The 12340-nt window shown below is 67.6% G+C and carries 12 protein-coding genes; 1 reads left to right on the top strand and 11 read right to left on the bottom strand.

Annotated elements, in window-relative coordinates; all coding sequences use genetic code 11:
- Positions 1-23: 23 nt before the first annotated feature.
- Positions 24-2354, top strand: a complete 2331-nt coding sequence (locus tag F787_RS0109900) for a bifunctional diguanylate cyclase/phosphodiesterase (protein ID WP_028492057.1) — start codon at positions 24-26, stop codon at positions 2352-2354.
- A gap of 5 nt (positions 2355-2359) precedes the next feature.
- Here F787_RS0109900 and arfB read toward each other — a convergent pair whose 3' ends face one another.
- The 11 genes from arfB to ilvB all read right to left on the bottom strand — a co-directional run bounded on the left by arfB (position 2360) and on the right by ilvB (position 11814).
- Positions 2360-2782, bottom strand: coding sequence for an alternative ribosome rescue aminoacyl-tRNA hydrolase ArfB (gene arfB, locus F787_RS0109895; RefSeq protein WP_018870287.1), 423 nt, complete (start codon positions 2780-2782; stop codon positions 2360-2362).
- A gap of 8 nt (positions 2783-2790) precedes the next feature.
- Positions 2791-3096 (bottom strand): hypothetical protein, encoded by a 306-nt coding sequence (locus F787_RS0109890; RefSeq protein ID WP_028492056.1) that lies wholly within the window; start codon positions 3094-3096, stop codon positions 2791-2793.
- Between the two features lie 35 nt (positions 3097-3131).
- A complete protein-coding gene (locus F787_RS0109885) occupies positions 3132-4724 on the bottom strand; it encodes a peptide chain release factor 3 (protein WP_018946902.1) in 1593 nt (530 codons plus the stop codon).
- A 79-nt stretch (positions 4725-4803) separates the two neighbouring features.
- The gene (locus F787_RS0109880) at positions 4804-5601 is read right to left on the bottom strand and encodes a tetratricopeptide repeat protein (RefSeq protein ID WP_028492055.1); all 798 of its coding nucleotides are present in this window, start codon (positions 5599-5601) and stop codon (positions 4804-4806) included.
- Between the two features lie 131 nt (positions 5602-5732).
- Positions 5733-6212, bottom strand: a complete 480-nt coding sequence (rimI, locus tag F787_RS0109875) for a ribosomal protein S18-alanine N-acetyltransferase (RefSeq protein ID WP_018870291.1) — start codon at positions 6210-6212, stop codon at positions 5733-5735.
- A 49-nt stretch (positions 6213-6261) separates the two neighbouring features.
- Positions 6262-7005: a uracil-DNA glycosylase gene (locus F787_RS0109870; protein ID WP_019569661.1), complete on the bottom strand. Its 744-nt coding sequence runs from the start codon at positions 7003-7005 to the stop codon at positions 6262-6264.
- A gap of 14 nt (positions 7006-7019) precedes the next feature.
- The gene (gene pssA / locus F787_RS0109865) at positions 7020-7826 is read right to left on the bottom strand and encodes a CDP-diacylglycerol--serine O-phosphatidyltransferase (protein WP_018870293.1); all 807 of its coding nucleotides are present in this window, start codon (positions 7824-7826) and stop codon (positions 7020-7022) included.
- On the bottom strand, positions 7823-8494 hold the full coding sequence (locus F787_RS0109860; protein ID WP_028492054.1) for a phosphatidylserine decarboxylase: 672 nt from the start codon (positions 8492-8494) through the stop codon (positions 7823-7825). The genes pssA and F787_RS0109860 overlap by 4 nt, the downstream gene beginning before the upstream one ends.
- A gap of 42 nt (positions 8495-8536) precedes the next feature.
- A complete protein-coding gene (gene ilvC / locus F787_RS0109855; protein WP_028492053.1) occupies positions 8537-9553 on the bottom strand; it encodes a ketol-acid reductoisomerase in 1017 nt (338 codons plus the stop codon).
- Between the two features lie 31 nt (positions 9554-9584).
- A complete protein-coding gene (ilvN, locus tag F787_RS0109850; protein WP_028492052.1) occupies positions 9585-10079 on the bottom strand; it encodes an acetolactate synthase small subunit in 495 nt (164 codons plus the stop codon).
- A 16-nt stretch (positions 10080-10095) separates the two neighbouring features.
- On the bottom strand, positions 10096-11814 hold the full coding sequence (gene ilvB / locus F787_RS0109845; protein WP_028492051.1) for a biosynthetic-type acetolactate synthase large subunit: 1719 nt from the start codon (positions 11812-11814) through the stop codon (positions 10096-10098).
- Positions 11815-12340: the final 526 nt, after the last annotated feature.

The raw sequence follows: 12340 nt of genomic DNA, 5'->3' as shown, positions 1-12340 counted from the left end.
GAGCCGGAGCGGAGGCGCGGGTGATGCCACTGCGAACGGCCATTGCACTGGCTGCTTTCGCCGGTCTGGCCCTGCTGGCCGCCGCCCTGGCTACCGGTGCCCATCTGGCCCTGCAGCAGGCGGACCAGCGGCTCGACCGCTTTGCCATGGAAACCCAGGAAGCCGCCTGGCAACAGGTGCTGGAGGCCGAACTGCAGGCGCTGCGCAGCGAGGCCACCGCGATCACCCGCAACCGCGCGCTGCGCGAGGCGCTTGCCGGCGACGAGCCGGTGGCGGGCTATGCCGACCCGCTGCACAACCGACTGACCGCCGCGGGCGTCGCCAGCGGCCTGGTCATTTATGACGCCGACGGCGAACGCCGGTTTGACTCCGTTCTCGAGGACGCCACCGAGTTTCCGCTGGCGCGGGCCACGCTGGACGACGGCCGCATCCACCAGGGCCTGCACCGCACTCCGGAGGGGCACTATTTCGCCGGTCTGACCATCCCCCTGTACGACCAGGGACAGCTGGTCGGCGTGGTCGTACCGCTGCAATCGCTGGCCGGGTCCGCCCTCGACACCCTCGCGGGCAAGGCGGATACCCGCGCCGTGCTGCTGGACGCCGGGGGGCGGGAGGAACACACCGCACCCGCAGCGGCCCTGCCCAACCCCGGCCCCATGCTGAACCGGGCCGCGGCACGACGGACGACCACGGGCGGGCGCCATGAACTCGCGGTACATCTCCCCCTGACCCCGTTCGGCCGCGAGGACGTCACGGGCAACATCGTGGTCATCCGCGACATTACCGACTCGGTCACGACCCAGCGCTTCATCAATAACGCCACGCGCGCCGGGGCAATCGTCGCCCTGCTCCTGATTGGCTGGGCGCTGTACTTCTGGCTGGGGCGCGCCCTGCGACCGCTGCGCGAGGCGGTGGCCACGCTGGAGGACGTGGGCCAGGGACGGTTCACCACCCGCATCCGCCGCGATTCGCGGCTGCAGGAAGTCGCCACCCTGCAGGGAGCCACCCTGGATATGGTGAAGCGGCTGCGGCGCATGCTGGAGGTCGAAGAAGATGCCCGCCTCGCCTTTCTCGATCCGCTGACCGGCCTGGCCAACCGCCGCCTGCTGCACGAGCGCCTGGACCACGCCATCCGCACCGCCGAACAGTCCGGGCGGCGCTCGGCCCTGCTGCTGATCGACCTCGACAACTTCAAGACCCTCAACGACACCCGCGGCCATTCGATCGGTGACCGGTTGCTGACGCTGGTCGCACAGCGCCTGCAGGGGCAGGTTCGCCCGCAGGACACGGTGGCGCGCATCGGTGGCGACGAATTCGTGGTCCTGCTGGAAGAGCTCAAGCCCGATTCCGACCAGGCGGTCGCGGATGCCGGCAAGGTCGCCGCCAAAATGCTGGACCGTATCCGGGAGCCGCTGATACTGGACGGGATCCAGCATGTCATCCAGGCGAGCATCGGCGTCACCGTGTTCCCGCAGGGCGGCGACACCAGCGAGGAACTGCTCAAGCAGGTGGATTTCGCGATGTATCAGGCCAAGCATCACGGTCGCGACACGATGCGCTTCTACGACCCGGAGATGCAGCGCCAGCTGCAGCGGCGGGCGGAACTGGAACGGGCCCTGCGGGATGCGCTGGATGCCGATGATCTGCTCCTTCACCTGCAGCCGCAGGTGGACACGGACGGCAACGTGATCGGTGCCGAAGGCCTGATGCGCTGGAACCCGGGCGAGCCCGGGGAGGTTTCACCCTCCGAATTCATCCCCGTGGCGGAGCAGAGCGACCAGATCCTCGCGATCGGCCGGGTGGCCCTGCGCCAGGCCTGCGAGCACCTGGCCCGCTGGCGCAACATCCCCGGCGCCGAGGCCCTGCAGCTCGCGGTCAATCTCTCCGCTCCGCACCTGCGCGATGCCCGGCTGCTCGACGAGTTGCGCCAGCTGCTGCACGAGACCGGCGCCCCGCCGCAGCGACTGACACTCGAGATCACCGAGAGCGTGATGGCCGAGGAATCCGAACAGTTGATGACCAACCTGCAGGAGCTGCGGGCGCTGGGCATCGGCCTCGCGCTGGACGATTTCGGCACCGGATACTCGTCGCTTGGGTATCTCAAGCGGTTGCCGGTGACCGAACTGAAGATCGACCGCTCCTTCGTGCGCGACCTCGAACACGATCCGGGCGACGCCGAGATCGTAACCACCATCCTGGCCATTGCCCGCACCATGGGGCTGGAGGTCGTGGCCGAAGGGGTCGAGACACCCGCCCAGCAGGACTTCCTCGGACAGCGCGGCTGCAGACGTTTCCAGGGCTTCCTGTTCCACCGCGCCATGCCGGCACAGAGCCTGGAAGCGCTGCTGCCCTGACGAGCTCAGTCGCCGGGGTCGACACGGCCGCGCAGGGCCTTCCTGCGCCCGCGCCGGGTCTTGGCGTCCAGCCGGCGCAGTTTGGCGGCACGGGGCGGTCGCGTCGGGCGCCGCTTCTTCACCGGCTGTCCGGCCTCGCGCAGCAGCTCGGCCAGGCGCTCCAGGGCATCCTCGCGATTGGCCTCCTGCGTGCGGTACTGCTGTGCCTTGATCACGATCACGCCGTCGCGGGTGATGCGCCGATCGCGCCGGCGCAGCAGGCGTTCGCGATAGACCTCGGGCAGACTCGCGGAGGCATGGATGTCGAAGCGGAGATGGATGGCGGTGGCCACCTTGTTGACGTTCTGCCCGCCGGCGCCCTGCGCGCGGATCGGCGTCAGCTCGATCTCCGCGTCGGGGATGGTCACGTTACCGGAGATCTTCAGCATCGGGAGGCTCAGCGGAACTCGCCATCGATGATGCGGCCGTCGTCGTCGAGTTCGGCGAAGAAGCGGCTTTTGTCGGTACGGTATTCGTGCGTCGCGATGTCGCCCGGGAGCACCAGCGTCACATCGGGATAGACCCGCCGGAATTCCTCGGGGGTCGGGCGGGTGTCGATGAAGGCATGGAACGGCTCGAGCTCCTCGACCGTTCCCGGCCGCGGCTCGAAGCCGTTGCCGCCGCGCTCCCCGGTCTCCAGCGAGCAGCCCCCCAGGGCCAGAACCATCACGACCGCCAGTGCGGCCCGGTGTCGAAATATCATCGCTGCCTCCAGCGCCGCGCCGCGATCGGCGCGGGTCAGTCGCCCGGCTGTCCGTGCTCGCGGGTGGCGAGGAACCGGATCTCCGGCCATTTTTCCTCGGCCATCTGCAGGTTGACCCGTGTAGGGGCGATATAGACCAGATCCCCGGCGTGGTCCAGGGCGAGGTTGTTCGCCGCCTTTTCCTTGAACTCCGCCAGCTTCTTCGGATCGTCGCTTTCCACCCAGCGCGCGGTCTGCACGTTCACGTTCTCGAACTGCGCCTCCACCTTGTACTCGGTGCGCAGGCGTTCGGCGACCACGTCGAACTGCAGCACCCCCACCGCCCCCAGGATCAGGTCATTGTTCGTCAGCGGGCGGTAGAGCTGGGTCGCGCCTTCCTCGCACAGCTCCTGCAGCCCCTTGGTCAGCTGCTTCATCTTCAGCGGATCCTTCAGCTGCGCACGGCGGAACAGTTCGGGCGCGAAGTTGGGGATGCCCTTGAACGTCAGATCCTCGCCCTGGGTAAAGGTGTCGCCGATGCGGATGGTGCCGTGGTTGTGGATGCCGATGATGTCGCCGGGATAGGCGGTCTCCACGTGTTCGCGATCGGAGGCCAGGAAGGTCAGCGCGTCCGGAACCTTCACGTCGCGCCCGATGCGCACGTGACGCAGCTTCGCGCCCTTGTCGAAGGTGCCGGAACAGATGCGCATGAACGCGATGCGGTCGCGGTGATTGGGATCCATGTTCGCCTGAATCTTGAACACGAACCCGGTGAACTTCTCCTCGGTGGGTTCCACCCTGCGCGAATACGTCGGACGCGGCAGCGGCCCCGGGGCGTACTCGACAAAGTCGTCCAGCAGCTCCTCGATGCCGAAGTTGTTGATCGCCGAGCCGAAGAATACCGGGGTCTGCTCACCGCGCAGATAGGCGTCCGGGTCGAACTCGTGCGAGGCGCCCTGCACCAGCTCCAGTTCCTCGCGCAGCTCTTCGGCCTGGGTCCCCAGGACCTCGTCGAGGCGCGGGTTGTCGAGGCCCTCGATGATCTCGCCGGTGGACTTCTTGCCGCCCTGCTCCGGGTCGTACAAGTGCACCGCATCGCGGCGAATGTGATAGACGCCGCGAAAACGCTTGCCGCTGCCGATCGGCCAGGTGACGGGGGCGCACTGGATCTTCAGCACCTCCTCGACCTCGTCCAGCAGTTCGATCGGCTCGCGCCCCTCGCGGTCCATCTTGTTGACGAAGGTCATGATCGGGGTGTCGCGCAGGCGGCAGACCTCCATCAGCTTGATGGTGCGGTCCTCCACGCCCTTGGCCGCGTCGATGACCATCAGCGCGGAGTCGACGGCGGTCAGCGTGCGGTAGGTATCCTCGGAAAAGTCCGCATGCCCCGGGGTATCCAGCAGGTTCACCATGCGCCCCTTGTAGGGGTACTGCATCACCGAGGAGGTGACCGAGATCCCGCGCGACTGCTCCATCGCCATCCAGTCGGAGGTGGCGTGGCGCGCGGACTTGCGCCCCTTGACCGTACCGGCGAGCTGGATCGCGCCGCCGTACAGCAGGAGCTTTTCGGTCATGGTGGTCTTGCCCGCGTCCGGATGCGAAATGATCGCAAAGGTCCGGCGGCGGGCGGTCTCGTCGACAAAGGACATCGGTCGGGTCCCGTACGGGGAGAAAGCCCGACATTCTAACGTATTCCGCCCGCCGCATTGGGCGGCGGGCGGAAACGGTTCAGCGTACGGCGGCTTCGGTGCGCATGGCCGTGCGCTGCTCGGCGAGGCTCTCGCGCGCGGCCGCCAGCTCTGCCTCGCTCATGCGGGACTCCAGGCGTTCCACGTGCTCGCCATCGTCGCCGAGGCTGTACCAGACCCAGGCCTGGACCCGGTCGCGATTCACGCCGCGGCCGGCCATGTGCAGGCGCCCGAGCCCGCGCTGGGCCTGGGCGTTGCCCTGCTCCGCCGCGAGCACATACCACTCGACGGCGTCGTCCACCGAGCGCTCGACCCCGCGCCCGGTCTCCAGCAGGTAGCCCCAGTGATACTGGGCGGAGGCCAGCCCCTGACCGGCGGCGCGTTCGATCCATTCCGCGGCTTCGGCCGGATCAGCCGATTCGTCCGCCAGCAGGTCGCGTCCGAGGTGATACTGGGCATTCATGTCGCCCAGTTCCGCCGCGCGACGGTAGTGTTCGCCGCTTTTCTCCGCGTCCACGGGAACCCCGCGTCCCGTGGCATGGAGGTAGCCGAGGAAGTAGTGCGCGCGCGCATGCCCCTGCTCGGCGGCCTGCGCGAACCATTCGGCCGCCGCCGCGTCGTCCTGTTCGGTGCCACGCGCGGTGTAATGGGCCATGCCCACGTCGAACTGCGCGTCACGGTCGCCGCGTTGCGCATTGCGTTCACGGATACCGAACCAGACACCCAGCAGTTCCTGCTGGCGTTCGGCTTCGTCGTAACCGAATTCGGTGGCCACCGCGGGGCCGGCGGTCAACAGGAGCGGCAGGGCCGCGGTCAGGGCAAGAAGGGACTTTTTCATCACAGCCTCGATACGGAACCGGTCGTAAGGCCCTGAGAATAGACACATGCCCGTGGAACCGCAAAACCGACAGTGCATTTTTGCGCACCCTGACCGCAGAATGCGCCAGGGAAACGCTGATCAGCGTTTCCCTAGGCCCCCGCCGGTTCCTCGCAGCTGCGGCGCAGCACCCAGGCATCCTCGCGGCCGCTGGGAAGCGGGTAGTAACGCGGTCGGGTGCCGATGTGCTCGAAGCCCTCCGAGCGGTAGAGCTGCACGGCCGCGGCGTTGGAAGGACGCACCTCGAGGAACAGGGCCTCGGCGCGTTCATCGCAGGCACAGGCCAGCAGCCGGCGCAGCATGAAGCGCCCCAGCCCGTAGCCCTGCCAGCGCGGATCCACCGTCAGATTCAGCAGATGCGCCTCGCCAGCGGCCACGGTCAGGATCGCATGCCCCACCTGACGGCCATCCACGGACAGGATCCAGCCGTCGTAACCGACCTTCAGGCAGTCCTGGAAGATCCGCGCGGTCCAGGGATAGTCATACGCCTGGCGCTCGATCACCATCACGCGATCGATGTCGGCCAGCTGCATGCGCCGCAGTTCGGGTCGGGTTCGGGCTTCGGCACTCATCGGTCATCTTCCCTCGTGCAGGAGTCGACCCCCGGATGGAGCCGGTGGTTCAGTCGGTGGCCGCGGACGGCAGGCACGCACGCGCCCGCTGCAGGTCCTCCCAGGCCCGCGCCTTTTCCCGCGGCGAACGCAGCAGATAGGCCGGATGCCAGGTCACGACCAGCGGAATGCCGCGATACTCGTGGACGCGCCCGCGCAGGCGCCCCACCGCGGTCTCGGTCTCCAGCAGCTGGTGCGCCGGGACCCGCCCCAGCGCCACGATGACCTCCGGGGCGATCGCCTCGATCTGGCGATCCAGGAAACCGCGGCAGGCCCGTGCCTCCTCCGGCTTCGGATCCCGATTGTTGGGCGGCCGGCACTTCAGGATATTGGCGATGAACACGTCGTGCTCGCGATCCAGTCCCAGCGCCGCCAGCATGTTGTCCAGCAGCTGCCCGGCTCGCCCGACGAACGGCTCGCCGCGACGATCCTCCTCGGCACCCGGGGCCTCGCCGACGAACAGCCAGCGGGCGCCGGTATCGCCCACCCCGAAGACCGTCTGCCGCCGGCTGGCCGCGAGCTCGCTGCAGGCAGTGCAGCCCGCGACTTCGTCTCGCAGGGCCTGCCAGTCGATGCCCGTGGCCGCCACGGACGACTCCCGCGGCGCCTGCTCCACGCTCAGGCCGGCCACCGGTTCAGGTAGTGGCTCCGGGGACGCTTCCGGCGCGGCGCCGGTATCCGCCGACGCGCGCGCCCGCCACAACGGGATGCCCATGTCGGCGAGGATGCGCCGCTTGTGCCGCGAGAGTTCCACGCCCGCCTCCCCGCTCAGGCTTGCGGGGCACGGCCGCGACGCCGGTGGCGCTGCCAGCGCACCAGCGTCAGCAGCGGCCCGGACAGCGCGTACACCACGAACCCGGCCAGCAGCATCTTGGGCGGATCCAGGGCCGCCAGCATCAGCGCCCCGACCACGCCCAGCATGGCCAGGAACGGGACCCGGTGGCGGAAATCCATGTCCTTGAAACTGAAATAGGTCAGGTTACTGACCATTGCCGCGCCGGCGAGCACGGTGATGATCAGCACCGCCACCGCCCCGGTGTCCCCCAGCTCCGCGGCCATGCCGAGGTCCTCGACCACCCAGACGGTCCCCACCAGCAGTGCCGCACTGGCGGGACTGGGCAACCCCTGGAAGAAGCGCTTGTCGGTCACCGCCAGGCGACTGTTGAAACGCGCGAGTCGCAGCGCCGCCGCGGTGGCAAAGAAGAACGCGGCCACCCAGCCGAAGTTGCCCAGGTCCTGCAGCTGCCACAGGTACACCACCAGTGCCGGAGCCAGGCCGAAGGAGACCAGATCCGAGAGCGAATCGAACTGCGCGCCGAACTCGCTCTGGGTATCGGTCATGCGGGCGACGCGGCCGTCCAGCGTGTCCAGCACCATGGCCACGAAGACCGCGATGGCCGCGGTAATGAACTCCCCGTCGATGGCGGACACGATCGCCAGGAATCCGGAGAACAGGACCCCGGTGGTGAACAGGTTGGGCAACAGGAACACCCCGCGCCGCCGCCGCGAACGCGGAGGCTCGTCGTCCAGCTCGTCCTCGCCACGGATGATGTCGGGGTCTTCGTCGGGATTCATTCGGCCAGCTCCACGGCGCCACCCTGATCACCCGGCTCGCGCGGCGGGAGCCCGCCCAGCAGGGTAGTCCCCGCCAGCACGACCTGCCCCGGCCGCACCATCACGTGCGATCCCTGCGGCAGCCACAGCTCCGCACGTCCGCCGAAACCGGCAAAGCCGATGCGCTTGCCGCGCCCCAGCCGGTTGCCGGGCAGCACCTCCGCCATGCGGATAAAACGCGGCCAGTGCGTCACGCTGAGAGCCAGGGTCATGCGGTCATCCTCGTCGGTGGCCAGCGCGAACGCAAGCCGGCCGGCGAGCTGCGGATCGGGCTCGCGATCCGTCTCCTGCCCCGGCCAGACGCGCTCGCGCACCTCGACCTCCTGCGGGGCATGGATGTTGTATTCGCCGAGATAGCGCTGGCGCATGCGGATGCGCTCGGCCTCGCGCCCGGTGAACGGGTCGGTGGTGGTCTCCACCGATTCCACTACGCCGTCGACCGGGGCCACCAGGCCCAGGGCCTGGGCCGGCGCCCGGCGCCGCAGGTCGCGGAACAGGGCCATCAGGGCCAGCATCAGGATGACCAGGAACAGACCCAGATCCGCCAGCCCGGACAGCAGCGTGATCACCGCCATCCAGGCGGTGACGATGACGAACAGGCGGCCTTCCTTCGCTACCGGAAACAGCATGTCCCCTCCGCGGCCCGCACCCGGGGCCGGTGGTGCCGCGGATCAGTTGCGCGACTTGTCGACCAGCTGGTTGGCCTGGATCCAGGGCATCATCGCCCGCAGCCGCTCACCCACCTGCTCGATCTCGTGGGCGGCGTTGCGGCGGCGATTCGCGGTCATGGAGGGATAGTTGGTATCCCCTTCCTGGATGAAGCGCTTGGCGTACTCGCCGGTCTGGATGTTGTGCAGGGCCTCGCGCATGGCCTCGCGGGACTGTTCGTTGATGACCTTCGGGCCGGTCACGTACTCGCCGTACTCCGCGTTGTTGGAGATGGAGTAGTTCATGTTGGCGATGCCGCCCTCGTACATCAGGTCGACGATCAGCTTGAGCTCGTGCAGGCACTCGAAATAGGCCATCTCCGGGGCATAGCCCGCCTCGGTCAGGGTCTCGAAGCCGGCCTTGACCAGCTCCACCGCGCCGCCGCACAGCACGGCCTGCTCGCCGAACAGGTCGGTCTCGGTCTCGTCCTGGAAGGTGGTCTCGATGATGCCGGTGCGGCCGCCGCCGATCGCCGAGGCATAGGACAGCGCGATGTCGCGCGCCTTGCCGGAGGCGTCCTGCTCGATGGCGATCAGGTCGGGGATGCCGCCGCCGCGGGCAAACTCCGAGCGCACGGTGTGACCCGGCGCCTTGGGCGCGATCATGATCACGTCGAGGTCGCCACGCGGCTCGATCTGGTTGTAATGGATGGTGAAGCCATGGGCGAACGCGAGGGTGCCGCCCTGCTTGAGGTTGGGCTTGATCTCCTCGCTGTAGAGCTTCGCCTGGTATTCGTCGGGGGCCAGCACCATGACCAGATCGGCGGCGGCCACCGCGTCGGACACGTCAGCCACCTTCAGGCCGGCTTCCTCGGCCTTGGCGCGCGAACCGGAACCGGCACGCAGGCCGACGGTGACGTCCACGCCGGAATCCTTCAGGTTGTTCGCATGGGCGTGTCCCTGCGAGCCGTAGCCAATGATGGCCACCTTCATGCCCTGAATGATGGAGAGGTCGGCGTCTTTGTCGTAATAGAGCTTCATTGCGGTTTCCTTGGCAATCGGTGAAAGGTGTTCAGATCTGGAGCGTGACGTCCCCGCGCGCGATGCCCATGACCCCGGAGCGCACCACCTCCTTCACGGGGAAGGGCTCCAGGGCCTGAAGGAAAGCATCCAGCTTGGAGCCCTCCCCGGTGATTTCGATGACGTAGGTCTTTTGCGTGACGTCGATGATGCGGCCGCGGAAGATGTCGGCGAGGCGCTTCACTTCTTCGCGGTCGCCGGGTTCGTCCACGCGGACCTTGACCATCGCCATCTCGCGCTCGATATGCGGATAGGAGGTCAGGTCGAGCAGCTTGATCACGTCGATCAGCTTGTTCAGCTGCTTGGTGATCTGCTCGACGATCTCGTCCGAGCCGCTGGTGACGATCGTCATGCGTGAGAGCGTGGGGTCGTCGGTGGGCGCGACGGTGAGCGATTCGATGTTGTAGCCGCGGGCCGAGAACAGGCCGGCCACCCGTGACAGGGCACCGGATTCGTTCTCCAGCAGGACACTGATGATGTGACGCATACGGAATCCTTCCCTGTCAGACCAGGATCATTTCGTTCTGACCGGCACCGGCCGGGATCATCGGGTAGACGTTCTCGGACTGATCGGTGATGAAGTCCAGGAACACCAGGCGGTCCTTCTGCGCCAGGGCCTCCTTCAGCGCGCCTTCCACGTCGCCCGGCTTGTCGACCCGCACACCGACGTGGCCGTAGGCCTCCGCCAGCTTCACGAAATCGGGCAGCGCATCCATGTAGGACATCGCGTAGCGGCCCTGATAGAAGAATTCCTGCCACTGCCGCACCATCCCGAGATAGCGGTTGTTCAGGTTCAGGATCTTCAGCGGCAGCTGGTACTGATAGCAGGTGGACAGCTCCTGCATGCACATCTGGATGCTGGCCTCGCCGGTGATGCAGCCCACCGTGGCGTCCGGATGCGCGAACTGCACGCCCATCGCGAACGGCAGTCCCACGCCCATGGTTCCCAGGCCGCCGGAGTTGATCCAGCGGTTGGGCTTGTCGAAACCATAGAACTGCGCGGCCCACATCTGGTGCTGGCCCACGTCGGAGGTCACGAAGGCGTCGCCACCGGTCAGCTCCCAGAACTTCTGCACCACGTACTGCGGCTTGATCAGTTCGGAATCGCGATCGTACTTGAGACAGTCCTGGCCGCGCCATTCGCGGATCTGGTCCCACCAGGCCTTCAGCGCGTCGGCGTCGGGCTGGCCGCCGTTCTCCTCCAGCGCGCGGATCAGCTCGCGCAGCACCGGCTCCACCTCGCCGACGATGGGCACGTCCACCTTCACGTTCTTGGAGATGGAGGCCGGGTCGACGTCCACATGCACGATCTTCGCGTGGGGGCAGAACTTCTCGATGTTGCCCGTCACGCGGTCATCAAAGCGCGCGCCGATGGCGATCAGCACGTCCGCGTGGTGCATCCCCATGTTGGCCTCGTAGGTCCCGTGCATCCCCAGCATGCCGACGAACTGCTCGTCCGAGGCCGGATAGGCGCCCAGCCCCATCAGGGTGTTGGTGATGGGGTAGCCCAGCTTGCGAGTGAATTCGGTCAGCGCCTCGGAGCCGCGACCCAGCACCACCCCGCCGCCGGTATAGATCATCGGCTGTTTCGCCGACAGGATCAGCTCGATCGCGCGACGGATCTGTCCGGTGTGGCCGCGGGTCTTCGGGTTGTAGGAGCGCATGTGGATGCTCTCGGGGTACTCGAACTCGCAGCTGTCGGCGGTGACATCCTTGGGGATGTCCACCACTACCGGGCCGGGCCGGCCGGTGGTGGCAATGTAAAAGGCCTTCTTGATGGTGGTCGCGAGATCCTTCACGTCCTTGACCAGGAAGTTGTGCTTCACGCAGGGCCGCGTGATCCCCACGGTGTCCACTTCCTGGAAGGCATCGTTGCCGATCATGCTGGTCGGCACCTGGCCGGTGAACACCACCAGCGGCACCGAATCCATGTAGGCGTCGGCGATGCCGGTGATCGCGTTGGTCGCGCCCGGACCGGAGGTCACCAGGGCCACGCCGGGCTTTTCGGAGGACTTGGCATAGCCCTCGGCGGCATGCACCGCGCCCTGCTCGTGACGGACCAGTACGTGCGAGACCTGGCTCTGCTGATACAGCGCATCGTAGATGTGCAGGACCGCGCCGCCGGGATAACCGAATACCAGATCGACGCCTTCGGCCTGCAGGCTGCGGACGAAGATTTCGGCACCGGTGATGGCGGTGGACGATGCAGAGGTCTCGGACATGACGGTTGTTCCTTACCAGGGGCTGTCGGGCGATCGTGATCCGAGCGGACACGCCGAATCAAAATAGCCCACCATACTAATATGAAATCGCCCGCGCTTCACGCCATACGGCGCGCCAGCGAGCACGGTCCACGTGAGGGGCGCAATGCCCTGGCATCCCCGCGGGCCTTCCCCGGCCGGGCGGAACCCAACGCCGGGGGCCCCGTCCGGAGATTGCCACGGCCCCTGGCGGGGCCTCGCAATGACAGGAAGCAACCCGCGGGGCCTCGCAATGACCGAGGGAACGAGCACGGTCCACGTGAGGGGCCCAAAGCCACGGCACCCCCGCCCTTCCCGGGGCGGGCGGAACCCGCCGCCGGAGGCCCCGTCCGGAGATTGCCACGGCCCCTGGCGGGGCCTCGCAATGACAGGAAGCAACCCGCGGGGCCCCGCGATGACAGGAAGCAACCCGCGGGGCCCCGCGATGACAGGAAGCAACCCGCGGGGCCCCGCAAGGGCGAAAGACAACTGGCGTGGCCTCGCGATG

The organism is Thioalkalivibrio sp. ALE19 (assembly GCF_000428605.1).
Classification (GTDB): domain Bacteria; phylum Pseudomonadota; class Gammaproteobacteria; order Ectothiorhodospirales; family Ectothiorhodospiraceae; genus Thioalkalivibrio.
The sequence above is the reverse complement of the archived record's forward strand: the minus strand, read 5'-3'. Positions and strand labels throughout refer to the sequence as shown.

What these genes read in the sequence shown, in the direction of transcription:
- F787_RS0109900 (WP_028492057.1), top strand. Translation starts at nt 24, where the DNA reads ATGCCACTGCGAACGGCCATTGCACTGGCTGCTTTCGCCGGTCTGGCC.
- arfB (WP_018870287.1), bottom strand. Translation starts at nt 2,782, where the DNA reads ATGCTGAAGATCTCCGGTAACGTGACCATCCCCGACGCGGAGATCGAG.
- F787_RS0109890 (WP_028492056.1), bottom strand. Translation starts at nt 3,096, where the DNA reads ATGATATTTCGACACCGGGCCGCACTGGCGGTCGTGATGGTTCTGGCC.
- F787_RS0109885 (WP_018946902.1), bottom strand. Translation starts at nt 4,724, where the DNA reads ATGTCCTTTGTCGACGAGACCGCCCGCCGCCGGACCTTTGCGATCATT.
- F787_RS0109880 (WP_028492055.1), bottom strand. Translation starts at nt 5,601, where the DNA reads ATGAAAAAGTCCCTTCTTGCCCTGACCGCGGCCCTGCCGCTCCTGTTG.
- rimI (WP_018870291.1), bottom strand. Translation starts at nt 6,212, where the DNA reads ATGAGTGCCGAAGCCCGAACCCGACCCGAACTGCGGCGCATGCAGCTG.
- pssA (WP_018870293.1), bottom strand. Translation starts at nt 7,826, where the DNA reads ATGAATCCCGACGAAGACCCCGACATCATCCGTGGCGAGGACGAGCTG.
- F787_RS0109860 (WP_028492054.1), bottom strand. Translation starts at nt 8,494, where the DNA reads ATGCTGTTTCCGGTAGCGAAGGAAGGCCGCCTGTTCGTCATCGTCACC.
- ilvC (WP_028492053.1), bottom strand. Translation starts at nt 9,553, where the DNA reads ATGAAGCTCTATTACGACAAAGACGCCGACCTCTCCATCATTCAGGGC.
- ilvN (WP_028492052.1), bottom strand. Translation starts at nt 10,079, where the DNA reads ATGCGTCACATCATCAGTGTCCTGCTGGAGAACGAATCCGGTGCCCTG.
- ilvB (WP_028492051.1), bottom strand. Translation starts at nt 11,814, where the DNA reads ATGTCCGAGACCTCTGCATCGTCCACCGCCATCACCGGTGCCGAAATC.